Consider the following 24,414-nt stretch of genomic DNA (forward strand, 5'->3'; position numbering starts at 1 on the left):
GCCATGACGACACGCGGTTTTACCGGCCGGCGGCAGCCGCCGGAAGTGAATGATCGTATACCTCCCGGCCAGTCGCTGACGGACGACTTTCCGGTTCTGTCCGCTGGTCCGACGCCGCGCATTCGGCTCGAGGATTGGACCTTCACATTGAAGGTCGGCCCAAAGCCCATTGTCAAATGGAGTTGGGCCGAGTTCAACGCGCTGCCGCAAACGAAGATGACGCGCGATATCCATTGTGTGACAGCCTGGTCTAAGCTCAATACCCCGTGGCAGGGCGTGCTGGTCGATGATGTCCTAGCGGAAGCTGGCATGGAGCCGCCAACTGAGTTCACGCTGGCACATTCCTATGACGGCTATTCCACGAACGTGCCTGCAAAGGACCTTCTCGATGGCAAGGCGATGATCGCGACGCATTATGCAGGCAAGCCACTGACGCCGGATCACGGCGGACCGGCCCGGCTGTTCGTCCCGCATCTCTACTTCTGGAAGTCCGCAAAGTGGATCAACGGCCTGCAGTTCACGACGCGCGATGAACCCGGCTTCTGGGAACTTCGCGGCTATCACATCTATGGCGACCCGTGGCGCGAGCAGCGCTATACCGGCGATTGAGGATGCGGGAGCAGATAGTCGCCACGCAGGCGAAATGGCAAAAGGCTACCATTACCGGGAGCGTAAGGCGGACGCCGCGCGTTATCAGCTTCTTCTTCAAGCCTGCGTTTCCCTTCGCCTACCTGCCGGGCCAGCACGTCGACGTTCGCCTGACCGCGCCGGACGGCTATCAAGTGCAGCGCAGTTATTCGATTGCCTCGGCACCGGATTCCGGCGACATCATTGAGCTTGCCATCGAGCGCCTGGACGAAGGCGAGGTCTCCACATATTTTCACGATGTCGCAACGCCCGGTGATGAGATCGAGCTGCGGGGGCCTGTCGGCGGGCATTTCATCTGGACCATCGCTGACGGCGGACCGATCCTGTTGATCGGCGGCGGCTCGGGTGTTGCACCGCTCGTTTCGATGCTGCGCCACCGCACGGCACAGGGCGCTTCCACCCCGACGCTGCTGCTTTATTCCGCCCGAACCTGGGATGAGCTGATTTTCCGCGACGAATTGCTCGACCTCAAGCGGAAGAGCAACGGCTTCGATCTGGCGCTGACCCTCACCCGGGAGCACCAGAGCCATGACGCCGATTATAACCGGCGTATTGATCCCGCGATGGTCGCGGAACTTCTGCCCCGCATGCCTGCATCAGCCAAAACGGCCTATGTCTGCGGCTCAAACGCGTTTGTTTCGGCAGCGGCGGACGCATTGATCGCGGTGGGTATCGCCGCCGCCATCATCCGTACGGAACGCTATGGGGTATAACCACTGTCGGCTTCGTCCACCCCATCGCGCTGTGCGTGGTTCGACAAGCTCATGGTAAGTTGTCGAACCACGCATAGCACCAATTGCAGCCAATATCAGCGCTGTCCCGACAGTTAGGCCGCTCTCGCACCCGTCTGTGTATCGAAAAGGTGACTGACATGGGCATCAATGCCGACGCGGATAGTCTCACCTGGTCGGATCGAAAGCCGCTCACGGAAAAGGCAGGAAATCTCCTGACCACCGATCTTGCCAACCACCATGATCTCCGAACCGGTCGGCTCGACCACGTCGACCTTTACCGGAATTCCCTGATCGGCGATCCTGATATGCTCAGGGCGAATCCCGTAGGTGGCCTCGGCCGTTGATCCCAAGGCTGCCGACAACGGCAGCTTTATGCCATCCGGCGTCACGAACGCGCCATTGTCGACCTTTCCCTTGATGAAATTCATCGCAGGCGAGCCGATGAAGCCGGCAACGAACAAGTTGGCCGGATAGTCATAAAGGTCGAGCGGCGTCCCGATCTGTTCAACAAGGCCGTCCTTCATGACCACGATCTTGTCCGCCATGGTCATGGCTTCAATCTGGTCGTGGGTGACATAGACGATCGTCGTGCCCAGCCGCTGGTGCAGCCCCTTGATCTCGCTGCGCATCTGCACGCGCAGCTTAGCATCAAGATTGGACAGTGGTTCGTCGAACAGGAACACTTGCGGATCGCGCACAATGGCACGGCCCATGGCGACGCGCTGGCGCTGGCCGCCGGAAAGCTGGCGCGGAAACCGGTCGAGGAGTTTTTCCAGACCGAGGATCTCCGCAGCGCGTCCGACCCGGCTCGCCTTCTCCTGCTTGGATGCATTCTTCAGCATGAGTGCGAAACCCATGTTGTCTGCCACCGTCATATGCGGGTAGAGGGCGTAGTTCTGGAACACCATGGCGATGTCGCGTTCCTTCGCCGGTAGGTCGTTGACCACGCGGCTGCCGATGGCGATCTCACCGCCGGTGATTTCTTCCAGACCCGCGATCATGCGCAACAGAGTCGATTTTCCGCATCCGGAAGGTCCGACCAGAATGACGAACTCGCCGTCTTCGATATCGACCGAAACGCCATGCATGACGTTGACATTGCCGTAAGTCTTGGTGACGTCCCTGATTGAGACCGAGGCCATATGACCCTCCCTATAGCTGAATTAGCCGCCCTTGACGGCACCGGCCGTGAGCCCGGCAATGATTTGGCGTTGTGCGAAAACGGTGAGGAGCAGGACAGGCAGCGTTACCACGAAAGCGGCAGCGGCGAGAGGTCCCCAGCTGACCTGTTCGAATGACAGCATGTTATAGACCGCGACCGGCAATGTCCGCGTCTCCCGGCTGGCAAGTACAATGCCGAAAACGAAATTGTTCCAGGAGAAGATGACCGCCAGGATCAACGACACAACGATGCCGGGCTTGGCGATCGGCAGGGCGACCATGCGGAATACCTGCCAGGACGTCGCGCCATCGATCATCGCGGCTTCCTCAAGTTCCATCGGCGTGGTCTCGAAATAGCCGATCATGATCCAGATGACGATTGGCACCGTCACCACGAGATGAATGATGATCTGCGGCCAGAGCGTGCCCAGGAGGCCAAGTGTCTGGAACAGCAGGAACAGCGGAATGAGATAGGAAAGGCCCGGCGTCATGCGTGCGATCATGATGACGATCGCCGACTTGTCTGCACGCAAACGCGCAATTCCATAGCCCGCGGGAACGCCGACGAGCAAGGCAAGCAATGTTGCCGTTCCTGTCACCAGCAGACTGTTCCAGAAATAGTGCAGGAAGTCGTTGGTGGCAAAGATCTCGGTATAGTTCGACCAGGCGAAATTCTCAGGTATGAAGATCGGCGGATAGGCACCATTGTCGATCTCGTATTTCAGCGAGAGTGACAGCATCCACAGGAAGAAGAATATTGCCGGCGAGACGATGACGAATACGACCAGGGCCGTGCCAAGCGATTTCAATAATTTGCGACGGGTCATCTTTCTTCCCCTCAACTGTTCCACTTGGTCCGCTGGCGCAGGTAAAGCAGCGCGAGCGACATGGTGATGATGACGATGAAGAAAACGACGGCGAGTGCCGAGCCATAGCCGATGTCGTAATAGGCGAAGGCTACGTTGTAGAGATAAATGTTGATCGTCTCGGACGCGGTGCCTGGCCCGCCCTGGGTCATCGCGAAGATAATGTCGAAGCTCTTGAGGGCGTCGATGGAGCGTATGATGACGGCGACCATCATGAAGGGGAGGATCATCGGCAAGGTGATGTAGCGGAACTTCTGCCAGCCATTGGCGCCATCAATCTCAGCGCTCTCGAAAGGATCGCGCGGCATCGCCGCCAATCCTCCGAGCACGATCAGCATGACGAGTGGCGTCCATTGCCAGGTCTCGACCAGCACCAGCGAGGGAATTACAGTGTTCTGGTTGAATATCCATTCCTGCGGGCCAATTCCAATGAACGACAGCAGGTAGTTGAGCACCCCAAGCTGCGGGTGGAACATCATTGTCCAGACAAGCGCAATAGCCACGGGCGTTGCCATCATTGGCATGACGAAGATCCCTCGCAGCAAACCGCGCATCGGCAGTTTGCTGTCAAAGACAAGGGCCGCAATCGTGCCGAACAACAGGGGAGCGACAACGGAAAGGACCGTATAGAGGATCGTGTGGCTCATCGATTCCCAGAACCGCTGGTCGCCGGCCAGCCTGGTGAAATTCGCGAGGCCGACAAAGCTCTTCTCACCGCCGAGATGCCATTCGTTCACGCTCATCCACAGCGTGAACGCCCACGGGAAAATGATCACCGCCCCAACGATGACCAGAGCCGGAATGACGAATGGCCAATAGCTTGGCTTCAAGCGGCTCTTGCCCGCTTTCATTCCGGCATTCCGTTGTTCACTGGTCATGGTGGTCGGGGCGGTGATTGTCATCGGATTACACTCGATCCTCAGCTCTCGCTTTTGGCCAGGACGGGACGGAATTCTTCCGTCGCCCGCTTCATTTCCGTCGCCGGATCAGCTCCACCAAGGAGATTGGTCAATCCAACACCCATCACGTCACGGAATTCGGTGACGGGGACAATGACCGGCAGGCAAAGCTGACTGATCGGCGCCGATTCGGACAGCACCTTGGCCCATTCGACTGGCATCGTCACGCCCTTGAGCACTTCGGGATCGTTGAGGATCGAATTGCGGAACGGAACGCCGGAACCTGACTGCAGAAGCCGAGCGCCCATCTCCTTCGAGATCGCCCATTGGCAATAGAGATAAGCTGCCTCCTTCTTCGACGAGCCCTCGGTCACGCCGATGCCGTCGCCGAATGTCGGAGCTGCCTGTGCGGCCGGGCCTTTCGGCATGACTCCGTAGCCGACCTTGCCGACAACGCGGGACTTCTGCGGATTCTCCAGTGGCGGGGCGAACCCGATACCATCAAGCCACATCGCCACCTTGCCCTGCAGGAAGCTCGACTGGCATTCGGCCCAGTTGAAGCCGGTGACACCAGGAGGTGCCGATTTCGTCATCAGGCGCTGGTAGAGAGTTGCCGCCTCAATGGCTTCGGGCGTATCCGTCTGCAGCTTGCCATCCTCGACGGTGCTCTTGCCGTAGCCCAGCATCAGGCTCGCCCATACGGGCGTATTGGCATTCTTCATGCCGCGGGCGACGAAGCCATAGACGCCGTTGTCCTTGTCGGTCAGTTTTTCCGCTGCCGCGACCAGTTCTTCGAAGGTCTTCGGATATTCGACACCCTTGGCGGCAAAGAGTTCCTTGTTCCAGTAGACGATCCAGTAGTCCACCGAGAAGGGAAGCCCGCCGAAACGGCCGTTCTTGTCCTTCGCGAATGCAAGGCCAGCCTCGGCGAAATCGCTCTCAGTGAGCGAGGAATCAGTCAGGCTGGGGTCTTTGAGGAACGGCGTCAGGTCAGCCAGCCAGCCGCCTTTTTCAAACTGCCGCTTCTGCACATGGTAGCTGATGTGAATGACGTCGAAGCTCGGCTTGCCCGATGTCAACTCGATCACGGCCTTCTGCCGCTGCTGCTGTTCGGGGGTCTGTTCCGAATTGACCGTTATACCGGTGAGCTCCTCAAACTCCTTCTGGTATTTCTGCAGGATGTCGCCACGCGGGCTCTTGATCAGATTGACCTCGAGTGTCGTGCCCGCATATTTCTTCCAGTCGACATTTGCAAACGCCGGCTTCATTCCCGTGATGCTTGCGGCACCCAGTGCCGCCGACCCGGCCAGGAACTGGCGGCGTGTCGGTTTGATGAAGTTCATGCTCATTGTTTCCTCCTCGTGTGACTGATCCGGAATGGCAGCTCCCACTGCCGGTTGCGGGCCATTTAAAGCTTCAGTGCCAAATTCCTTGCATTGTTGATATGCACGGCGATGGCATCCATTGCCGACTGCGGGTCGCGGGTTTCGATGGCAGCAAGCACCGCGAGGTGCTCGCGCATGACCGGGACCACGCGGCCAGTGATGCGGAACCGCTCCTGGTTGATCAGGCGCATCTTGATCGCATTGATCCGGTAAGCCCTGGCAATGATCTCGTTCCCGAGGGAATCGATGATCGTTTCATGCAGGTTCCAATCAATGGTCTGCGCGCGCTGCTCGAGTTCGGGTGTTTCCTTGCCCTGCAGTGCTTCCTCAAGCGCTTCCTCATGCTCACTGCGCAATTTCGCCAGCATTTCATCGGAGGCGGATTGGCAGAAAAGAGCGATTGCCTCCTTTTCCATGAACAGGCGGAACTGAAACGCCTCACGGATCAGGTTCAGATCGATATGAGCGATCTGTATGCCGCGTTGCGGGATGGTCTTCACCAGCCCCTCCGCCTCGAGACGGGGAACCAGCTCACGAATGGCCCCGAGCGGCATGCCGGTCATTGCGACGAGCTGGCGCTGCGAAACGAACTGCCCCGGACTGATGTCACGGGCCAGAAGGTGTTCCGTGAAGCTTGCATAGGCCTTCTCTCGCAGTCTTACAGGCTCGTTGCCATCATCCATGCCAGATCTCCCTGACGCGTTGTTTCGCCTCTCCTTCACTAGGCGGCGGCCGCCACGAACAAACGGTCGAAGATACTCGTTACGCGGCTGAAATCGCTGTCCGGCAACGCCTGTAGCGGAGCGCGCGTGCGGCGCCAGCCTTCGTCGCCGGTATGGTGTGCAACCAGAGCCTTCACGGCGGGCACGACCGGAAACTTCAGAAGTTCCCTGACCGCCTCAACCATGGCCGGGTCATCACGACCCTCATTGATCATTGGCAACAGGCGGTTCGCATAGAGATTGGCCATGCCCGAAATCGCACCCTGGCCACCGCGCCTCACACCGGCAGCAAGGTCACGCTCGTCACCAATCAGAATCGCCAGATCCTTGTGTTCGGCCAACAGTCTTTCGGTATAGGCCCAATTGCCGGACGAGTCCTTGACCCCCGAAACCACCCACGGGAAGGCTTCACGCAGGCGGCTTACAAGCTCCACCGATATCTCGACGGCCGTTACTGACGGTATGTTATAGACGATGATATCCCTTGCTGATGCACCGATCTGCGCGAATACCGCAGAGAACCATGCGAACAGTCCACCGTCACTGACATTCTTGAAATAGGAAGGCGGTGCAAGCAGCACAGCGCGGCAGCCCACCTCCAGTGCTGCGCTGGCCTGCGCCGCCGCTTCCAGATAGGAGTTGGCCATCACGCCCACGACGATTTGCTGGGGCTCTATCCCCGCATCGAGAAATCCCTTGAGGACGGCCTCACGCTCATTATCCCCGATTGAGGATCCCTCACCCGTCGTTCCGAACAGAGTGACACTGCTGCACCCACTATTGAGGCAATGCCGGGCATGAGAGATAGCCTTTGGTACGTCGACACCCATCTCGGCATCGAAAGGCGTGGTTAGCGCAGCGGAAAGTCCAAACCGATCCCGAGACAATTGCTTCTCCCTCTCATTTACGACTAAATGCATACTAACATGTTAGTCGAAAGTCAATGCGTCATCACTGACTTTTCAGCGGAATGAGCATAATCGTGAATGCACTATCGGGTCAGGAATGCATCGACTTCGGCTTTTGTCGGCGCCCCGCGTCTTCCGCCGAAGCGGGAGCACTTGATGGCGGCCGCAGCGCTGGCAAAGCGCATGATCTGATAGATTGGATACCCGCGAGCGAGACCCCAGGCGAAGGTTCCATGGAAGACATCCCCAGCCGCGAGCGTATCTACAGCATCCACCACGAAAGCCGGCATGTGGCGCACGTCGCCTTCCAGTCCGTCATACCAGAAACATCCCCGCTCACCGCCCGTAACGGCGATGAAAGCACCATCGCGGCCGTAGAGCGCCGCAAGGGCGACGGTTGCCCGTTCCGGATCGCTCTCGCCGGTAACACGCTCGGCTGCCGGTTCGGACGCGACGATATGCGAAGCGAGAGGCAGAAGCATCTCGAGCGTTTCGAGCGATGCTGTGTCGGCATCAAGCACCCCGTCTACATTGGCGTCTCGCGCCGCCTTGAGGGCCACGGCGGCAGCAAGGGGCCAGCGCACATCGGTCATGACAACGTCGAACTGACCATCGGCAATGGGCGGCATAAGCTGTGGGGCCGACAGCAATGCGGGTTCATAAAACGGTACGATCATTCGCTCTCCCGCGGCATCAACAAGGATGGAGGAGAAAGCAGACCTCGCACCCTCGATGCGGCGGACATGCGTGCAATCCACCCCTTCGGCAGTCAATTCGGCGACGACCCTTCGTCCGATGTCGTCATCGCCAACCGACGCCCAGAGCGCAACATCACCGCCCAGACGCGCAATGGTGGCAGCCGCGCTGGAAGCCATGCCGGCGGCTATCTCGACAGCCTCGATGGGGATGAATTTCCCGGGACCGGCGGGCAAGCGGTCCAACCGGAAAATCGTATCCATCGTCAGCGCACCGACGCATAGGATTCGCTGTTTTTTTTCGCTGGGCATGATTCGAGCTTCCATTGGCTGCGGAGGATCACGGGCGGGCAGGCTCCAGTTAGCGTCGCCAACCGACCCTTTGCAAGTGCGGTCCGATGCAATTTTCGTAATGATTTCGCATCGATTGACATCACGGACGAAATCCGGAGAGAGTGACGCTCAGTTTCAGTCGGGGACGCACAAATGATAGAAGCCGCCATAAGGCCGGACGTTCATGCTTTTTTCGACAAGCGGACAAGCTCCGTGCAATATGTGGTTTCCGATCCGGGGACCAGACACTGTGCCGTCATTGATCCGGTCCTGGATTTCGACGAAAAATCCGGCGCCACGGCGACATGGAATGCAGACCAGATTCTGGAGCACATCGGCGCAAATGGCCTCACTCTGAAGTGGATTCTCGACACTCATCCGCACGCCGATCACTTTTCCGCCGCGCATTACCTCCAGTCGAAGACAGGCGCTCCCACCGCGATCGGCAGCCACATCGTCGAGGTCCAGGCGCTTTGGAAAAAACTCTACAACTGGCCGGATTTCAGAGCCGACGGTTCGCAATGGGACAGGCTTTTCAAACCCGGTGACCGCTTCAGCATCGGCGATCTCGATGCGACCGTGATGTTTTCACCCGGACACACCCTCGCGTCGATAACCTATATCATTGGAGATGCAGCTTTCGTCCACGACACGATGTTCATGCCGGACGGTGGCACGGCGCGCACTGATTTTCCGGGTGGAAGTGCGCAGCGGCTGTGGCAGTCAATGGAAGCCATCCTCGCCTTGCCGGACGAGACGCGAATATTTGTCGGCCATGACTATCAGCCCGGAGGTCGCGAGCCGAGGTGGGAAAGCACGGTCGGCGAACAGAAATCAAGCAATATTCATTTGTCGCAATGCACCACCGAAACGGAGTTCGTCGCCCTGAGGCAGGCCCGGGACAAGACGTTGCCGATGCCGATGCTGATACTGGCCGCACTGCAGGTCAACATCAATGGCGGGCGCTTGCCGGAGAAGGAAAGCAACGGACAGCGTTATCTGAAGATTCCGCTCAACGCCCTCGGCACTCCGAAATGGGATTGACCGTCCAGTCCATGGCAGAAGGGTTGCCGGCATTGGCAACCCCTCCGTCCGATTGAACGCTCAGGCCACTTCGTGGTTGGCAATGCGCTCGAGTGCGCGCACCAGGCCGGAGTGATCGAGACCACTGTCACCATTGGCCGCACAGCTGTTGAACAGTTCCTGTGTCGAGGCGGTGTTCGGCAGCGAAACGCCCAATGTTTTTGCGCTCTGGAGCGCGAGGTTCAGATCTTTCTGATGCAGCGATATGCGGAAGCCCGGCTCGAATGTCCGCTTGATCATGCGGTCACCGTGCAGCTCAAGGATGCGCGACGACGCGAATCCACCCATCAGGGCTTCCCGCACACGCGCGGGGTTTGCACCCGCCTTTGAAGCAAGGACGAGGGCCTCCGAGATCGCTTCGATCGTCAGGGCAACGATGATCTGGTTAGCAACCTTCGTCACCTGGCCATCGCCGCAATCACCGACCAGCGTAATGTTTTTGCCCATCAGTTTGAACAGGGGCAGCGCGCGGTCGAAAGCGCTCTGTGTGCCACCTGCCATGATGCTGAGGGACGCATTCTTGGCACCAACCTCACCACCCGAGACGGGTGCATCAATATATTCGCTACCGGTTTCGCGGACCTTCTTGGCAAATTCCTTGGTATCGATTGGCGAGATCGAGCTCATGTCGATGACGAGCTTCCCCGGCTTAAGCCCGAACACGACGCCGTTCTCGCCAAAAAGCACATCTTTCACTTCCGGCGTGTCTGGTAGCATCAGGATGATGATGTCGGTCTTTTCCGCCAGGGCTTTCGGGCTTTCGACGATCTTCAGACCGTTGTCGATAAGCTCCTGCTTGGGTGCGATGAAGAATTTCGACGTGTACACGTCGTGCCCCGCATCCTGCAGGTGACGCGCCATGGGCGTGCCCATGATCCCCAGCCCAATGAAACCAATATCCGCCATGTTCTATCTCCTGATCCTGATAATGTCCGCATGCTTTTGCGTTGTCGAAGCTTCATTCAGCCATCCAAGCCCGCTTTGCGTTTCTGCTTTTGGTTTGTATTCGCAGCCGATCCAGCCTTCGTAACCAGCACGGTCCAGCGCGGCGAAGACAAACGGATAGTTGATCTCGCCCGTACCGGGCTCGTGCCGCCCCGGATTGTCGGCTAGCTGGATATGGGCGATGCGTTGCCGGTGCCGCTCGAACGTGGCGATGAGCTCGCCGCCTGTACGCTGCTGATGGTAAAGATCGTACTGGATGTACAGGTTGTCGCTGCCGACCTCGTCTATGATCGAGGCTGCCTGTTCGACCGAGTTCAGATAGAACCCTGGAATGTCGTGATTGTTGATGGGTTCGATCAGCAGGCGGATGCCGTACTTGGCCAGTTCCTGCGCCGCAAGCTTCAGATTGTGGACGAAGGTCGTGCGCAGAATGTCCGCCGACAGTCCCTTCGGAGCGATGCCTGCAAGGCAATTGATCTGCGTGCATCCGAGTGCGGTCGCATAGTCGATTGCCTTGGCAACACCGCGCCGGAACTCGTCGATGCGATCCGGCAAAATGGCAATGCCGCGCTCGCCCGCGCCCCAATTGCCGGCGGGGAGATTGTGGAGCACCTGAACAAGGTTGTTCTCGCTGAGCTCCCGCTTCAATTCGTCGGGGTTGTAATCATATGGAAAGAGATATTCGACCGCTTCAAACCCTGCTTCGCTTGCAAGAGCAAAACGCTCAAGGAACTGAACTTCGTTGAAAAGCATCGTCAAATTGGCGGCAAATCTGGGCATGCGTGACTCCCGGAATGGGTTGAGTATTTGTTCTGAGGCGCTCCAGGAAAACATTTCACGGTTTTCCTGGAGTTGCTCTGGATTTCAGTCGAGGAAAGCAGCGACGGCGGTCGGCGCATCTTCGTTGCGTTCGGCCAGGTCCTCGAATTCCACCACCGCATTGATGTCTGCACCCATGGCGACATTCGTGACGCGCTCCAGGATGAACTCGACAACGACCGGTACCTTGTGTTCCTCCATCAGAACCTTTGCCTGCGCAAATGCGTCGGCGAACTGGTTTGGGCTACGTACGCGGATCGCCTTGCAGCCAAGTCCTTCGGCAACCGCAACGTGGTCGACGCCATAACCCTTCTCCGCATCTCCCGATGCATTGATGTTGTCGAAGGCCAGACTTACTTCGAAATCCATCTCGAAACCGCGCTGCGCCTGCCTGATCAAACCGAGATAGGAATTGTTCACCACGACGTGCAGGTAGGGCAACTTGTGCTGGGCACCAACGGCGAGTTCTTCAATCATGAACTGGAAGTCGTAGTCCCCTGAAAGGGCAACGATTGGCCGGTCCGGATCGGCGGCGCGAACACCCAGTGCCGCCGGCAAGGTCCAGCCAAGTGGCCCGGCCTGGCCGCAATTGATCCAGTTGCGGGGCTTGTAGACATGCAGGAACTGTGCACCGGCAATCTGGCTCAGGCCAATCGTCGTCACGTAGCAGGTTTCACGACCGAAAACCTTGTTCATCTCTTCGTAGACGCGCTGGGGCTTCAACGGTGTCTGGTCAAAGTGTGTCTTGCGCAACATTGTCCGTTTGCGTTCGCGGCATTCCTCCGCCCAGTTGGACCAGTCGCGCAGTTTGCCAGCTGTCTTCCACTCGGTCGCGACATCGAGGAAAAGCTTCAAGGCCTTCCCGGCGTCCGACACGATGCCGAAATCCGGCGCAAAGACACGGCCTATCTGGGTTGGTTCGATATCGACGTGAACGAACTTCCGGCCTTCGGTATAGGTTGCGACATTGCCGGTGTGGCGGTTGGCCCAGCGATTACCAATGCCAAGAACAAAGTCGGAGGCCAGGAGGGTCGCATTGCCATAGCGATGCGATGTCTGCAGGCCGCACATCCCGGCCATCAGACGATGGTCGTCGGGGATCGTCCCCCAGCCCATCAATGTGGGGATAACCGGCACGCCGGTGATCTCGGCAAATTCAACCAGAAGGTCGGAGGCGTCGGCATTGATGATGCCGCCGCCGGCAACGATCAGCGGCCGCTCCGCCTGGTTGAGCATTGTCAACGCCTTTTCAACCTGAGCCCGCGTGGCAGCCGGCTTGTAGGCTTCGAGCGGTTCATAGGTGTCCGGATCGAACTCGATCTCCGCCAGCTGCACGTCAAGCGGCAGGTCGATCAGCACTGGACCCGGGCGGCCCGAACGCATGATGTGAAAGGCCTTCTGGAAAACAAAGGGTACGAGACCGGGCTCCATGACGGTAAGCGCCCATTTGGTTACCGGCTTGGCAATCGATGCAATGTCGACCGCCTGAAAGTCTTCCTTGTCGAGACGTGCCCGCGGTGCCTGGCCGGTGATGCACAGGATCGGGATGGAATCGGCGGACGCGGAATAGAGCCCGGTGATCATATCCGTGCCGGCCGGCCCAGACGTTCCGATGCAGACACCGATGTTGCCGTGATTGGCGCGGGTATAGCCTTCGGCCATGTGCGAGGCCCCCTCGACGTGACGCGCGAGGATATGACGGACTGAGCCTCGGGCCTTCAGGGCCGAGTAAAACGGATTGATGGCAGCACCGGGTACGCCAAAAGCACAATCAATCCCTTCCTTCTCCAGGATACGGACTGCAGCATCAACGGCACGCATTTTGGTCATGAACATTCCTCCAGATTTAATGAGAGCATAATCCATCGGCCCAACTTCACAACAATAAAATGGAAATCATTCCCATTATATGGAAATAAAGATTTTCAACAAAACTGGTAAAATCAACGCGACGCCGCTATGCCATTGAGAGGCAGATCAACAGGATAAACTAATCATGGTTTCCGAATCGGCATCACTGAAAGGGAAACGGGGACGCAAGGCCAGCGAGAACGCTGCGCCGTCCTCGGTGCAGGTTCTCGATCGCAGCCTCAATCTGCTCAGCATCATTGCGGACAATGACGGGTCGACCCTGACGGACCTCGCCGACCATACCGGCATGGCGCCGTCGACGGTCCACCGGCTCCTGAACTCGCTCGCCAACCATGGAATGCTGATGCACGATACGGAGTCCGGAGAATGGACAATCGGCGTGCGCGCCTTCGAAATCGGCAATGCCTTCTTGCGCTATCGCAAGCTCGGAACGATCAGCCGTCCCTTCCTCAAACGGCTGATGGACGAATGTGGCGAGACGGCGAATGTGGCCATTGAGGATGAAGGCGATGTGGTCTTCATCTCGCAGATCGAAAGCCATGCACCGATGCGGGCGTTCTTCCGTCCGGGGCGGCGTGGCCCGATCCACGCATCGGGCATTGGCAAGGCCATCCTCTCGACCTGGTCCGATACGGCGATCGGCCAGACGCTCGGCGGCCGCACATTGACCCATTTCACCGATCATACCCTCGACACGCTGCCGGCATTGCTGAACGACATCCAGAAGATCCGCACACGCGGCTGGTCGATCGATGATGAGGAGCATACGCTGGGCATGCGCTGCATCGCTGCCCCGCTCTTCAACGAGCATGGCGAAGCGATTGCCGGAATATCGGTCTCCGGTCCTGCTGTCCGCCTGCCAAAGGAAAAGCTGGGGGTTTTGGGACCCGTCATCCGTCGCACTGCTGACGAGCTGACCGCGGCGATGGGAGGCCGGCGGCCTGACGAACTCTAATGAAAAAGGGGAGCGAATGCTCCCCTTTCCACTCCTAGGCGGTCTGCAATTCCGCGATTGACCGTGACCGCGGGGATTCTGCCTGTGGGCGGTCGAGCCCGCGCTTCATCGGCTTGCCGGCGACGTAGACTTCCGCCACGGACCGGTCGTCACCCATGGTCTGGAGAATAAACAATTCTTCGGCCAGCGTCGTTGCCGTGCGCATGCGCAGCTCCATCGCCGGCTTGGCGCGGCTATCGAGGATGGTTATGTCGGCATCTGCGCCCGCATGCAACGAGCCGATACGGTCCTCCAGACCGAGGGCGCGGGCATTGCCGAGCGTCATCATGTAGTAGGATGCGAATGGCGACAGCCGCTGCCCCTGCACATGCAGCACCTTATAGGCCTCGCTCATTGTCTCTAGCATGGAGAAGCTTGTCCCGCCGCCCACATCGGTCGCGACGGCCGTGCGTGCACCCAACCTGTTGAAGCGGTCACGATCGAAGAGCCCGCTGCCGAGAAACAGGTTTGAGGTCGGACAGAAGACGGCGACTGAACCTGTCTCCGCCAAAGCAGAGATTTCCCGGTCTGAAAGAAAGATGCAGTGGCCAAGGAGCGTCCTGGAACCGAGCAGCCCATAGCCGGCATAAATGTCGGTATAGTCCTTCGCCGAGGGATAGAGTGAAGTCGCAAAGGCGATTTCATCCTTGTTCTCCGACAGATGCGTCTGCACGTAGCATTCCGGATGTTCACTCACGAGCGCCCGGCTCAGTTCCATCTGTTCCGGCGTGGATGTGATGGCAAAGCGTGGGCTGATCGCGTAATGAGCGCGGCCACGGCCGTGCCATTTGGCGATCAACGCCTTGGTATCGTCATAGCCGGACTGCGGCGTGTCGCGCAGCGCATCCGGAGCATTGCGATCCATCATGACCTTGCCGCCGATCATCAGCATGTTGCGTTTTTCAGCGGCGGCAAAATAGGCGTCGACGCTGGTCCGATGAACGGCACAATACGCAACAGCCGACGTCGTGCCGTTGCGCAGCAGTTCATCCATAAAGCGGCCGGCGATGAAATCGGCATGGGCCGAGGACGAGAATTTCTGCTCTTCCACGAAAATATAAGTGTTCAGCCACTCCATGAGCTGAGCGCCGTAGGAGGCGATCGCCTGCGTCTGAGGGAAATGCAGGTGCGTGTCGATGAAGCCCGGCAGGATCAGGTGCGGACGATGGTCCACCACCTCGGCCTGTGGAATGCCGGAAAGCGCCGCATATTCCCCGGCTTCGACGACCTTGCCGTTCTCAACCAGTACTGCACCGTCCTCGAAATAGCTGTAGGCCGACTGATCGTCGATGCTTTTCGGCTCATCCACGAAAGTCAGCACGCGTCCGCGCAGAAGCAATTTGCTCATTGGACTGTTCCTCCCTGAACTGTAGTTTCATACCAGCTGGCAAGCAGGCGCCGCTCCTCGTCGGTGATGCCGCTGACATTGGCCGGCGGCATTGCATGTGAGCGTCCGGCCTGCAGGTAGATCTCGCGGGCATGCGCGGCGATCTCCCGGTCGGTCTCGAGCACGACACCCTTGGGCGGCGCGATGATGCCCTCCCATCCAGGCTCCTTGGCGTGGCACATCGAACAGCGTCCGAGGATGGTGTCCTTCACCTTGGGAAAGGCCTCTGCGGAAACGAATGGCTGCTGGACCGCGGAGACCTTCTCCTCCGCCCCGTCACCCGAAAGGATCTTCGGTACTGTCGAGAGCCACATGATGATGATGAAGAGGATTGCCGTCACCAGCCATGTCCAGGTCGGATCGCCCTTGCGGGCATGACGGGTATTGAACCAATGGCGAATCGTGACACCCATCAGGAACACCAGCGAGGCGATGATCCAGTTGTACTTCGTGCCGAATGCCAGCGGATAATGGTTCGACAGCATAAGGAACAGAACAGGCAGGGTCAGGTAGTTGTTGTGCGTGGAGCGCTGCTTGGCCTGCTTGCCGAGTGCGGGATCCGGCACCTTGCCCGCAATCAGGGCGGCAACGACCTTCTTCTGGTTGGGGATGATGATCATGAACACGTTGGCAGACATGATCGTCGCGGTGAACGCGCCAAGATGAAGGAATGCTGCCCGCCCGGTGAAGAGCTGCGTATAGCCCCAGGCCATGCCTACCAGGACGAAATAAAGCAGCACCATCAGCTGGGTGTCATTTCTTCCGAGGGGTGATTTGCAGATGGTGTCGTAGATGATCCAGCCGCCGAATATCGAGGCGAGCGAGATCACTATAGCCACTGGCCGCGACACGTCGAGCACATGCGGATCGATCAAATAGAGATCTGCGCCCGCATAATAGACGATGCAGAGCATGGCAAAGCCCGAGAGCCAGGTGGCATAGGATTCCCACTTGAACCAGGTCAGGTGTTCCGGCATCTGCTCGGGAGCCACGAGATACTTCTGGATATGATAGAAACCGCCGCCGTGGACCTGCCACTCCTCGCCATAGGCTCCCACGGGGAGGCCCGGGCGCTGGCGCAGACCCAGATCGAGCGCGACGAAGTAGAAGGACGACCCGATCCAGGCAATACCGGTGATGACATGCAACCAGCGGACGGCAAAACTCATCCAGTCCCAGGCTATGGCAAATTCGTACATGCGGCTCTCCCTTTTATTACAGAGAGTATGTGCCAAAGCCTATGCAAAGGGGAAACAGGCTAATCCTCCCATCTCTTTCAAAAAAAACTTTAAAATGCTAGATCATTAGACAGTGTAAGCGGTTAAGCGAAACCATGTCATACCTTGATAATCTTCGTGTTTTCGTTCGTGTCGTCGAACTTGGAAACCTTTCCGCAGCCGGACGCGATCAGCGCGCCTCTCCGGCCGTTGCGAGCAATCGCATCAAGGAACTGGAACGCCATCTGGGCGTACGGCTTTTCAACAGGACAACGCGCAAGCTGACACCGACGGAACATGGACGCGTCTTCTATGAGGGCGCCGTCAAGATCATCGAGGCAATCAACGAGGCCGAGGCCGCGATTGCCGATCTAGCCAAGAAGCCAAAGGGGGCGATCCGCATCACCGCGCCGCTCGGCATCGGCCGGCGGCTGATCGCATCCGGTATCCCGGAATTCCACGACAAGTACCCGGATATCGAGGTCCGCCTGCGATTGTCCGATCACAATATCGACATCATGAGCGAGGGCGTCGATGTCGCCTTCAAACTGGGTATTCTCGAGGATTCAAATCTGCGCATGCGCGGAATCATGAATTGCCAGCGGGTTATATGCGCCTCCCCGGACTATCTGGAACGACGCGGAACGCCCGCCACGCCGGACGAACTGATCTCCGAACACCATGACTGCCTGCTTCTGCGTTACCCGGGTTCCAAGGAGTATTTCTGGACATTGCAGATGCCGGACGGTCCGCGGAAACTGGAAGTCAGCGGACCTTACGATTCAGACGACGGGGATGTGCTGACACAGTGGGCACTGGAGGGCCGCGGCATCATCAACAAGCCGTTGTTCGAAGTCAAAAGCTATCTGAACGAGGGAACGCTGCGCGCAATCCTTGAGGACACGCCGCCGGCGAGCATCCAGCTTGCGGCAATCTACCCGCACAAGCGGTTCCAGGACCCGAAGGTGCGTTTGATGATCGACTTCATGACCGAGCGCTGCCAACGCCTTGTCAGCGCGATGTTGGCGTAGGAAACCCCAGGAACTGCAACAATCTAATCCAGTTGCTCAAGCCGGAACGCCCTTGCGCTGCTTACAGGCAGCAACCGGCCTGTGCCGATAATTTAGCGACGCGGTCATGATTTCAGCGGCGGCGAGTGCCGCGATCACGCAAGGGCGCTTGTCCTTGACGGCAGTTCCGCCGACCGGGCACACCAGCCTGTCAAAGATTTCCGGCCGCCCGACTTCGCGCGTCAACCAATTGCGGAAAGTTGCCCGCTTCGTCTTGGAACCGATCATGCCGACATAGGACGCATCATCCCTCGCGAGCGCTTCCGCGGTTATCAGGAAATCAAGGGCGTGGTCATGGGTCAGGACCACAAAGGCGCTACCCGACGGCGCGTCGCGGACAACCGCTTCCGGCATGGCGGTAAGGCAGGTCTCGATGCCCGGCACCTGGGTCGCGGAAAGCTCCTGTTCGCGGGTATCGACGAGGATGATGCGCAGCGGTACCAGCGACAGCGACATGGCGAGGGCATCACCAACATGCCCCGCTCCGAAGATGTAGACGTGCGGGCGCCGGGCGATTTCAAGGTCCACCTTCTCGATCAATGTCATGGCAACACCCCGATCAACGCGTTTGAACACCAGCGCAACCCGCCCCCCGCAACACTGTCCGATTTCCGGACCGAGCGGGATGGTCATCTCCCCTGCATCGGTCCTGTTCTGCAGGGACCTGCGCGCATGATCGATCGCCATGTACTCGAGTTGGCCGCCACCGATAGTGCCGAAGATGCAGTCCTCGGCCACAAGCATCCATGCGCCGGCATCGCGCGGCGTGGAGCCGTCGGCCGCCTTGACGTCGACCACCACGACCTGCTTGCGCCGGTTCAGAAAATCCCTGATGTCGTCGCGGTTGGTTGGCATGTCAGGTTCACTCCCCCGACGCGGTCGATCTCAGCCGCTCGATTGCCATCAACACGCGTTCAGGTGTCGCTGGCGCGTCGACACGGGGCGAAATGCGGTATTCGGCGACGCTGGCAACCGCCATCGAGATCGCTTCAAGCACGGAAATCGCCAGCATGAATGGCGGTTCGCCCACTGCCTTGGAGCGGCGGATCGTTTCCTCACGGTTGACCGACCAGCTGGCGAGATTGACGTTGAACGTGCGCGGACGATCCGACGCCAGCGGAATCTTGTAGGTGGACGGCGCATGCGTGCGCAACCGGCCCTTGGCGTCCCACCACAATTCTTCCGTCGTCAGCCAGCCCATGCCCTGCACGAAGGCACCTTCGACCTGACCAAGGTCCAGGGCTGGATTGAGCGACCGGCCAACGTCGTGGAGTACATCCGTCCGGTCGACCTGATACTCGCCGGTCAGCGTATCGATGCTGACCTCCGATACGGAAGCACCATAGGCGAAGTAGTAGAATGGGCGACCCCGGCCCTCGGCACGACTCCAGTGGATCTTGGGTGTCTTGTAGAAACCCGCCGCCGAGAGCTGTATGCGCGCGCCGTAGGCGATTTTGATGAACTCGGGAAACGGGATGAGCCGGTCACCGACCCGCACCATGTTGGGTTCAAAGACAACCTGTTCCCTGGCCACGCCGTAGTGCTCGACGGCGAATTCAACAAGCCGCGCCTTGATCTGCTGAGCCGCATTGGCAGCGGCCATGCCGTTCAGATCGGAACCCGACGAAGCCGCGGTCGCGGATGTATTCGGAACCTTCGCCGTCGTTGTTGCAGTAACCTTGATCCGTTCGAGATCGACCTGGAACTCATCGGCAACCACTTGGGCCACTTTCGTGTAGAGACCTTGGCCCATCTCGGTTCCGCCATGGTTCAGATGGATCGAACCGTCCGTATAGACGTGAACCAGAGCACCAGCCTGATTATATTCGGTTTTCGTGAAGGAAATGCCGAACTTGACCGGCGTCAGCGCTATGCCGCGCTTGATGATCCGGCTGTGGCGATTGAAATTGAGGATTGCCCCGCGCCGCGCCGCATAATCGGACGTTTCCTCTAGCTCCGCAATGATCTGCGGGATGATATTGTCTTCGACAGTCTGGTGATATGGCGTCAGATTGCGGCCTTCACCCCCGTAGAAATTGGCTTTGCGGATTTCCAGTGGATCCTTGCCGAGCGCATAGGCGATCTCTTCGATCATACGCTCGCCGCCCACCATGCCTTGGGGTCCGCCGAAGCCGCGGAAGGCGGTGTTGGAAACCGTATTGGTTTTCAACGGCCGCGACCGAAGCCGGACATTGGGATAGAAGTAGCAATTGTCGGCGTGGAAGAGCGCACGGTCCGTCACTGGGCCGGAGAGGTCAGCCGAGAATCCGCAGCGCGCCGAGAACGTCGCATCGACGGCCTCTATGCGCCCCTGTTCGTCGAACCCGAGCTCGTAGGCAACGTGGAAATCGTGACGCTTGCCCGTTGCGACCATGTCGTCGTCGCGATCCGGCCTGATCTTTACTGCCCTGCGATACTTCTTGGCTGCGACGGCCGCTACCGCCGCAAAGAGATTGGCCTGCGTTTCCTTGCCGCCGAAAGCGCCACCCATCCGCCGGACATTGACGGTCACGGCATTGGACGGAATGCCCAGAACATGGCCGACCATGTGCTGCGTTTCGCTGGGATGCTGTGTGGAAGAAAAGACTGTCACCTCGTCATCCTCACCGGGGATGGCAAAGGCGATATGGCCTTCGAGGTAGAAGTGGTCCTGTCCGCCGATACGCATCTCACCGCTCAGGCGGTTCTTCGCCTTGGCAAGACCTTGAGCAATATCGCCGCGCTCAAGCTTCAAGGGATCGATGACCAGCGGGTAGTTGGCCTCTTGGGCTTCCAGTACATCGGTGACATGATCAAGTTCGCGGTATTCGATCTTGACCTTGGCGGCGGCCTGGCGCGCTTCCTGGCGCGATTCCGCGATCACGGCGAAGATCGGCTGCCCGTGGAATTCGACCTTGCCTGTTGCGAAGACCGGATCGTCATGTTTACCTGCGGGGCTCACGTCATTGTGGCCCGGAATGTCGTCGACAGTCAGGACCCCGATAACACCGGTACTCGCCTTCACAGCCTCAAAATCAATGGACAGGATTTCAGCGTGTGCGCGCTGCGACAAGCCGAGATAGGCATGCAGCGTATCGTCAGGCTCTGGCATGTCGTCAATATATTCGGCGGTTCCGGAAACATGTTTGTGACCCGAGTCGTGCGGCTGTTTTTCATGAACGCCGCCGCGAATGCGGGTAATCGGTTGAATGGAATTCATCGCACGCTCCTCACCCAAATACCGTTTCATAGCGGTTCAGCCGCACAGGCTTCTCTCCGCCCGTCTCAAGGTAGAAGCGCCGCAACAGGTTCTTCGCGACCAGCATGCGATAGTCCGCCGAGGCCCGCCAATCGGTCAGTGGCGTATAATCATTGGAAAACGCCGCCACAGCCTTTTCAATCGCCCCCTCGTCCCAAACCGCGCCCGTCAGTGCCTGTTCGACCGCGCTGGCGCGCTTGGGCGTTCCGGCCATCCCGCCAAAGGCGACAACGGCGTGCTTGACCCTGCCTCGCTCATCGAGAACGACGCGGAATGCGCCGCAGACAGATGAAATGTCTTCATCAAGCCGCTTGGATATCTTGTAGACTCCGTAAAGGTCATCGACATTGAGATAAGGGATATGGATCGCCTCGACGAATTCACCCGGTGCGCGATCCTGCCTTCCGTACGCGATGAAGTAGTTCTCGAGGCGCACCGATCGCCGGCTTTTGCCTTTGCGCAATATGACAACCGCACCAAGGCCGATCAAAGCGGGGGGTGTGTCGCCGATCGGCGAACCATTGGCGATATTGCCGCCGACGGTACCCATGTTGCGAACCTGCTCACCGCCAATGCGATTCCACAGTTCGGTCAACTGCGGAAAATGGCGAATGATGACCGGGTAAGCCTCCGTGTAGCTTACGCCTGCACCGAGTGTCAGGCCATCATCGCCTTCGGATATCAGCCGCAATTCATCCAGGTGCGACAGGAACACAACCGGCCCGATTTCGCGCATGAACTTCGTCACCCAAAGCCCGACATCGGTCGAGCCTGCGACGATCGTCGCACCCGGATCGCTTTCCAGGACCTCGGCGAAATCATCCACATCGGCGGGAAGCACGAGGCGCTGCCTGCCCTCGCCGATGACGACGCGCTTTCCATCCTTCAGCGCCTGCAATTGCGCGATAACCCGGGCTCGCTCCGATACAAGCGGATCCTTCTTCAGGTCGCCGATAGAAGACACGCTTTCCGCCGCCCTGATGATGGCAGCATAGCCTGTGCAACGGCAAAGGTTGCCCTGGAGAGCTTTTTCGATTTGTTGGGTATCCGGCTGCGGATTCTGCATCCACAGACCATAGAGCGACATGACGAAGCCCGGCGTGCAAAACCCGCACTGCGAGGCATGGGTATCGACCATCGCCTGCTGAACGGGGTGCAGCGTTCCATCAGTTCCGGCCAGCGCTTCGACGGTAACGACGTGACACCCGTCGAGCGAGCCGACAAAGCGGATGCAGGCATTGACCGATTCATACTTGAGACTACCGTCGAGCAAGCGTCCGACGAGCACGGTGCAGGCACCACAATCGCCCTCGGCACATCCCTCCTTGGTGCCGCGCAGTTTGCGGCTCAGCCGCAGAAAATCGAGAAGCGTTTCCGTCGGGGAAACATCCGTACGCTCGACAACCTTGTCGTTGAGCAGAAAACGGATGCTGTTGCGTATTAGGGGTTCCATATCGGTTCAGCTCCCGCGATAGGTAGAATAGCCAAAGGGAGCGACGAGCAGCGGCACATGATAGTGCGTGTTTCCGTCGTCGATGCCAAAGCGGATCGGCACCACGTCGAGAAACGGTGCCTGGCCCTTGGACGGCTGATTGCCAAAGTAGTCACCCACGTGAAAGCGCAGCTCATAGGCGCCGGGGCGCATGTCGGCTCCCGTCAACAGCGGATCGTTGCAACGCCCGTCATCATTGGTGCGCGTGCTGTGCAAGGGCATGAGGCGATCGCCTTCGACGCGAAACAAGTCGACCCGCAACCGGGCGGCGGGTCTGCCGCTGGCCGTGTCGAGCACGTGGGTCGTCAGGCGGCCGGCTGTTTCATCGTGAGAACTCATGAGTGTTCCTCCCTCCCGCGGAGTACTTTTCCATTTTTCAGCGTTCAATTTGCCTGTTGGACCGCTCCGGGGGTAGGCCGCGACTGATTGCAGGACTTTCAAAATTTTCTGGGGGAATGCATCGCCCATTTATTGATTATTCAAGGGGATGACTGAGCACCCCGTCTAAGGAGGGACGGCATTCATGAAATATCCCCGCGACATGCATGGTTATGGACCAACCCCGCCGCAAGCCAACTGGCCGGACGCTGCACGCATCGCCGTCCAGTTCGTCGTCAACTATGAGGAGGGCGGCGAGAACTCGATCCTGCACGGCGACGCAGCCTCCGAAGCGTTCCTCTCGGAAATCGTCGGGGCCCAGGCCTGGCCGGGTCAACGGCATTGGAACATGGAGTCTATCTACGAGTATGGCGCGCGTGCCGGTTTCTGGCGGCTGCATCGCCTTCTCACGGCGAAGTCGGTGCCCGTCACGGTGTACGGCGTTGCAACGGCGCTGCAGCGTTCACCGGCGCAGGTGCGTGCCATGCTCGACGCCGACTGGGAGATTGCCTCTCACGGTCTGAAATGGATCGACTACAAGGACTACACTGCCGAAGCCGAACGCGAGCACATGCTCGAAGCCATCCGCATCCACACCGCCGTTACCGGTGAACGTCCGCGCGGCTGGTATACCGGCCGTTGCTCGGTACATACGGTGGATCTCGTCACGCAGGAAGGCGGCTTCGATTACGTCTCCGATTCCTATGCCGACGATCTCCCCTACTGGCATGAGTGCGGCGGCAGGCAGCAGCTCGTTGTGCCCTATACGCTCGATGCCAACGATATGCGTTTCGCCACACCGCAAGGATTCAATGCTGGCGAACAGTTCTTTTCCTACCTGAAGGACAGTTTCGACACGCTCTATGCGGAGGGCAAGGCTGGCCTGCCAAGAATGATGAGCATCGGTCTGCATTGCCGCCTCGTCGGACGGCCTGGCCGCGTTGCGGCCCTCGCCCGCTTCATCGATTACGTGCAAAGCCACGAAAAGGTTTGGCTTGCCCGTCGCATCGATATCGCCCGCCACTGGGCAGCAAACCATCCTCATGTCGCGCCTGCGCTCCGACCGTCGGCTCTCGACGAAGCGGCCTTCATCGAGCATTTTGGCGGTGTCTTCGAACATTCCGACTGGATCCCCCGGCGTGCTCTCCGCTCGGAGCTTTCTGTTGCGAATGACACCGCGACCGGACTTCATGCTGCGTTGGCAAATGTGTTTCGCAGCGCGTCGGAAGAGGAACGCCTGGGTGTCTTGACTGCCCACCCGGATCTCGCCGGCAAGCTCGCCCGGGCGAAGCGCCTGACGGAAAGCTCGACCCTGGAACAGGCGTCGGCCGGCCTCGATGCGTTGACCGACAGCGAACGCGCAGAATTCACGGCGCTCAATGCGCAATACGTCGAAACGTTCGGATTTCCGTTCATCATCGCAGTCAAGGGCCGCAGCAAGGAGGAAATCCTTGCGGCCTTCAAGACCCGTATCGCCAATGACCGACCGACCGAATTCAACACAGCGTGCCAGCAGGTGGAGCGGATTGCGCTGCTCCGGCTTCAGGCGATGCTGCCAAACTGAGGAG

Annotated in this window: 22 protein-coding genes; 6 read left to right on the top strand and 16 right to left on the bottom strand. The window is 59.0% G+C overall.

All coding sequences use genetic code 11. The features are described 5' to 3' along the window. Positions 1–3: 3 nt before the first annotated feature. Entirely contained in the window at positions 4–609 is a 606-nt protein-coding gene (locus tag K9U38_RS20615; RefSeq protein ID WP_224496235.1) for a sulfite oxidase-like oxidoreductase, read from the top strand. Positions 610–611: 2 nt separating this feature from the next. After that, positions 612–1,361: an FAD-binding oxidoreductase gene (locus K9U38_RS20620; RefSeq protein ID WP_224496236.1), complete on the top strand. Its 750-nt coding sequence runs from the start codon at positions 612–614 to the stop codon at positions 1,359–1,361. Between the two features lie 113 nt (positions 1,362–1,474). On the opposite strand, the gene K9U38_RS20625 is transcribed toward K9U38_RS20620, so the two are convergent. From K9U38_RS20625 to K9U38_RS20655, 7 genes are all read right to left on the bottom strand, one after another. Then, positions 1,475–2,524 (bottom strand): ABC transporter ATP-binding protein, encoded by a 1,050-nt coding sequence (locus tag K9U38_RS20625; RefSeq protein ID WP_224496237.1) that lies wholly within the window; start codon positions 2,522–2,524, stop codon positions 1,475–1,477. A gap of 21 nt (positions 2,525–2,545) precedes the next feature. Beyond that, positions 2,546–3,370: a carbohydrate ABC transporter permease gene (locus K9U38_RS20630; protein ID WP_224496238.1), complete on the bottom strand. Its 825-nt coding sequence runs from the start codon at positions 3,368–3,370 to the stop codon at positions 2,546–2,548. Between the two features lie 11 nt (positions 3,371–3,381). Further along, a complete protein-coding gene (locus tag K9U38_RS20635) occupies positions 3,382–4,287 on the bottom strand; it encodes a carbohydrate ABC transporter permease (RefSeq protein WP_224496291.1) in 906 nt (301 codons plus the stop codon). Positions 4,288–4,328: 41 nt separating this feature from the next. Beyond that, positions 4,329–5,657: an ABC transporter substrate-binding protein gene (locus K9U38_RS20640; RefSeq protein WP_224496239.1), complete on the bottom strand. Its 1,329-nt coding sequence runs from the start codon at positions 5,655–5,657 to the stop codon at positions 4,329–4,331. Positions 5,658–5,716: 59 nt separating this feature from the next. After that, the gene (locus K9U38_RS20645) at positions 5,717–6,376 is read right to left on the bottom strand and encodes a GntR family transcriptional regulator (RefSeq protein ID WP_224496240.1); all 660 of its coding nucleotides are present in this window, start codon (positions 6,374–6,376) and stop codon (positions 5,717–5,719) included. A 38-nt stretch (positions 6,377–6,414) separates the two neighbouring features. After that, a complete protein-coding gene (locus K9U38_RS20650) occupies positions 6,415–7,302 on the bottom strand; it encodes a dihydrodipicolinate synthase family protein (RefSeq protein ID WP_224496241.1) in 888 nt (295 codons plus the stop codon). Positions 7,303–7,406: 104 nt separating this feature from the next. Further along, positions 7,407–8,330 carry a sugar kinase gene (locus K9U38_RS20655; protein ID WP_224496242.1) on the bottom strand — a complete coding sequence of 308 codons (924 nt, stop codon included), beginning with the start codon at positions 8,328–8,330 and terminating at the stop codon, positions 7,407–7,409. A gap of 174 nt (positions 8,331–8,504) precedes the next feature. On the opposite strand from K9U38_RS20655, the gene K9U38_RS20660 reads away from it, so the two are divergent. Further along, positions 8,505–9,395, top strand: a complete 891-nt coding sequence (locus K9U38_RS20660; protein WP_224496243.1) for an MBL fold metallo-hydrolase — start codon at positions 8,505–8,507, stop codon at positions 9,393–9,395. Positions 9,396–9,455: 60 nt separating this feature from the next. Here the strand turns inward: K9U38_RS20660 and K9U38_RS20665 are convergent, their stop codons facing one another. The 3 genes from K9U38_RS20665 to gcl form a co-directional block, all read right to left on the bottom strand. After that, a complete protein-coding gene (locus K9U38_RS20665) occupies positions 9,456–10,340 on the bottom strand; it encodes a 2-hydroxy-3-oxopropionate reductase (protein ID WP_224496244.1) in 885 nt (294 codons plus the stop codon). A 3-nt stretch (positions 10,341–10,343) separates the two neighbouring features. Further along, entirely contained in the window at positions 10,344–11,159 is an 816-nt protein-coding gene (gene hyi / locus K9U38_RS20670) for a hydroxypyruvate isomerase (protein ID WP_224496245.1), read from the bottom strand. A gap of 84 nt (positions 11,160–11,243) precedes the next feature. Further along, on the bottom strand, positions 11,244–13,028 hold the full coding sequence (gene gcl, locus K9U38_RS20675) for a glyoxylate carboligase (protein ID WP_224496246.1): 1,785 nt from the start codon (positions 13,026–13,028) through the stop codon (positions 11,244–11,246). A 166-nt stretch (positions 13,029–13,194) separates the two neighbouring features. Here gcl and K9U38_RS20680 point away from each other — a divergent pair, with 166 nt between their 5' ends. Continuing rightward, positions 13,195–14,025 carry an IclR family transcriptional regulator gene (locus K9U38_RS20680; RefSeq protein ID WP_224496247.1) on the top strand — a complete coding sequence of 277 codons (831 nt, stop codon included), beginning with the start codon at positions 13,195–13,197 and terminating at the stop codon, positions 14,023–14,025. Positions 14,026–14,059: 34 nt separating this feature from the next. On the opposite strand, the gene guaD is transcribed toward K9U38_RS20680, so the two are convergent. Together guaD and K9U38_RS20690 are read right to left on the bottom strand one after the other, a co-directional pair. After that, complete coding sequence (gene guaD, locus K9U38_RS20685) at positions 14,060–15,412, bottom strand: guanine deaminase (RefSeq protein ID WP_224496248.1); 1,353 nt, start codon at positions 15,410–15,412, stop codon at positions 14,060–14,062. Next, the gene (locus K9U38_RS20690) at positions 15,409–16,650 is read right to left on the bottom strand and encodes a urate hydroxylase PuuD (RefSeq protein WP_224496249.1); all 1,242 of its coding nucleotides are present in this window, start codon (positions 16,648–16,650) and stop codon (positions 15,409–15,411) included. The genes guaD and K9U38_RS20690 overlap by 4 nt, the downstream gene beginning before the upstream one ends. Positions 16,651–16,784: 134 nt before the next feature. Between K9U38_RS20690 and K9U38_RS20695 the strand changes: the two genes are divergently transcribed. Next, positions 16,785–17,699 (top strand): LysR family transcriptional regulator, encoded by a 915-nt coding sequence (locus K9U38_RS20695; protein ID WP_224496250.1) that lies wholly within the window; start codon positions 16,785–16,787, stop codon positions 17,697–17,699. A 36-nt stretch (positions 17,700–17,735) separates the two neighbouring features. Here the strand turns inward: K9U38_RS20695 and xdhC are convergent, their stop codons facing one another. The 4 genes from xdhC to uraH are packed head-to-tail and all read right to left on the bottom strand — an operon-like array spanning position 17,736 to position 22,807. Further along, entirely contained in the window at positions 17,736–18,593 is an 858-nt protein-coding gene (gene xdhC, locus K9U38_RS20700; protein ID WP_224496251.1) for a xanthine dehydrogenase accessory protein XdhC, read from the bottom strand. Positions 18,594–18,600: 7 nt separating this feature from the next. Further along, positions 18,601–20,937, bottom strand: a complete 2,337-nt coding sequence (xdhB, locus tag K9U38_RS20705; RefSeq protein ID WP_224496252.1) for a xanthine dehydrogenase molybdopterin binding subunit — start codon at positions 20,935–20,937, stop codon at positions 18,601–18,603. 10 nt (positions 20,938–20,947) lie between these two features. Beyond that, entirely contained in the window at positions 20,948–22,429 is a 1,482-nt protein-coding gene (gene xdhA, locus K9U38_RS20710) for a xanthine dehydrogenase small subunit (RefSeq protein ID WP_224496253.1), read from the bottom strand. Positions 22,430–22,435: 6 nt separating this feature from the next. Then, a complete protein-coding gene (gene uraH / locus K9U38_RS20715) occupies positions 22,436–22,807 on the bottom strand; it encodes a hydroxyisourate hydrolase (RefSeq protein ID WP_224496254.1) in 372 nt (123 codons plus the stop codon). A 184-nt stretch (positions 22,808–22,991) separates the two neighbouring features. Between uraH and puuE the strand changes: the two genes are divergently transcribed. Further along, complete coding sequence (gene puuE / locus K9U38_RS20720) at positions 22,992–24,410, top strand: allantoinase PuuE (protein ID WP_224496255.1); 1,419 nt, start codon at positions 22,992–22,994, stop codon at positions 24,408–24,410. The last annotated feature ends 4 nt before the right edge of the window (positions 24,411–24,414 follow it).

Origin of the sequence: Phyllobacterium lublinensis (assembly GCF_020164435.1) — a bacterium.
GTDB classification, from domain to species: domain Bacteria; phylum Pseudomonadota; class Alphaproteobacteria; order Rhizobiales; family Rhizobiaceae; genus Phyllobacterium; species Phyllobacterium lublinensis.

What these genes read in the sequence shown, in the direction of transcription:
- K9U38_RS20635 (WP_224496291.1), bottom strand. Translation starts at nt 4,287, where the DNA reads ATGACCAGTGAACAACGGAATGCCGGAATGAAAGCGGGCAAGAGCCGC.
- gcl (WP_224496246.1), bottom strand. Translation starts at nt 13,028, where the DNA reads ATGACCAAAATGCGTGCCGTTGATGCTGCAGTCCGTATCCTGGAGAAG.
- K9U38_RS20655 (WP_224496242.1), bottom strand. Translation starts at nt 8,330, where the DNA reads ATGCCCAGCGAAAAAAAACAGCGAATCCTATGCGTCGGTGCGCTGACG.
- K9U38_RS20665 (WP_224496244.1), bottom strand. Translation starts at nt 10,340, where the DNA reads ATGGCGGATATTGGTTTCATTGGGCTGGGGATCATGGGCACGCCCATG.
- K9U38_RS20625 (WP_224496237.1), bottom strand. Translation starts at nt 2,524, where the DNA reads ATGGCCTCGGTCTCAATCAGGGACGTCACCAAGACTTACGGCAATGTC.
- K9U38_RS20645 (WP_224496240.1), bottom strand. Translation starts at nt 6,376, where the DNA reads ATGGATGATGGCAACGAGCCTGTAAGACTGCGAGAGAAGGCCTATGCA.
- xdhA (WP_224496253.1), bottom strand. Translation starts at nt 22,429, where the DNA reads ATGGAACCCCTAATACGCAACAGCATCCGTTTTCTGCTCAACGACAAG.
- K9U38_RS20680 (WP_224496247.1), top strand. Translation starts at nt 13,195, where the DNA reads ATGGTTTCCGAATCGGCATCACTGAAAGGGAAACGGGGACGCAAGGCC.
- uraH (WP_224496254.1), bottom strand. Translation starts at nt 22,807, where the DNA reads ATGAGTTCTCACGATGAAACAGCCGGCCGCCTGACGACCCACGTGCTC.
- K9U38_RS20695 (WP_224496250.1), top strand. Translation starts at nt 16,785, where the DNA reads ATGTCATACCTTGATAATCTTCGTGTTTTCGTTCGTGTCGTCGAACTT.
- K9U38_RS20630 (WP_224496238.1), bottom strand. Translation starts at nt 3,370, where the DNA reads ATGACCCGTCGCAAATTATTGAAATCGCTTGGCACGGCCCTGGTCGTA.
- hyi (WP_224496245.1), bottom strand. Translation starts at nt 11,159, where the DNA reads ATGCCCAGATTTGCCGCCAATTTGACGATGCTTTTCAACGAAGTTCAG.
- guaD (WP_224496248.1), bottom strand. Translation starts at nt 15,412, where the DNA reads ATGAGCAAATTGCTTCTGCGCGGACGCGTGCTGACTTTCGTGGATGAG.
- K9U38_RS20660 (WP_224496243.1), top strand. Translation starts at nt 8,505, where the DNA reads ATGATAGAAGCCGCCATAAGGCCGGACGTTCATGCTTTTTTCGACAAG.
- K9U38_RS20615 (WP_224496235.1), top strand. Translation starts at nt 4, where the DNA reads ATGACGACACGCGGTTTTACCGGCCGGCGGCAGCCGCCGGAAGTGAAT.
- K9U38_RS20620 (WP_224496236.1), top strand. Translation starts at nt 612, where the DNA reads ATGCGGGAGCAGATAGTCGCCACGCAGGCGAAATGGCAAAAGGCTACC.
- xdhC (WP_224496251.1), bottom strand. Translation starts at nt 18,593, where the DNA reads ATGCCAACCAACCGCGACGACATCAGGGATTTTCTGAACCGGCGCAAG.
- K9U38_RS20690 (WP_224496249.1), bottom strand. Translation starts at nt 16,650, where the DNA reads ATGTACGAATTTGCCATAGCCTGGGACTGGATGAGTTTTGCCGTCCGC.
- xdhB (WP_224496252.1), bottom strand. Translation starts at nt 20,937, where the DNA reads ATGAATTCCATTCAACCGATTACCCGCATTCGCGGCGGCGTTCATGAA.
- K9U38_RS20640 (WP_224496239.1), bottom strand. Translation starts at nt 5,657, where the DNA reads ATGAGCATGAACTTCATCAAACCGACACGCCGCCAGTTCCTGGCCGGG.
- puuE (WP_224496255.1), top strand. Translation starts at nt 22,992, where the DNA reads ATGAAATATCCCCGCGACATGCATGGTTATGGACCAACCCCGCCGCAA.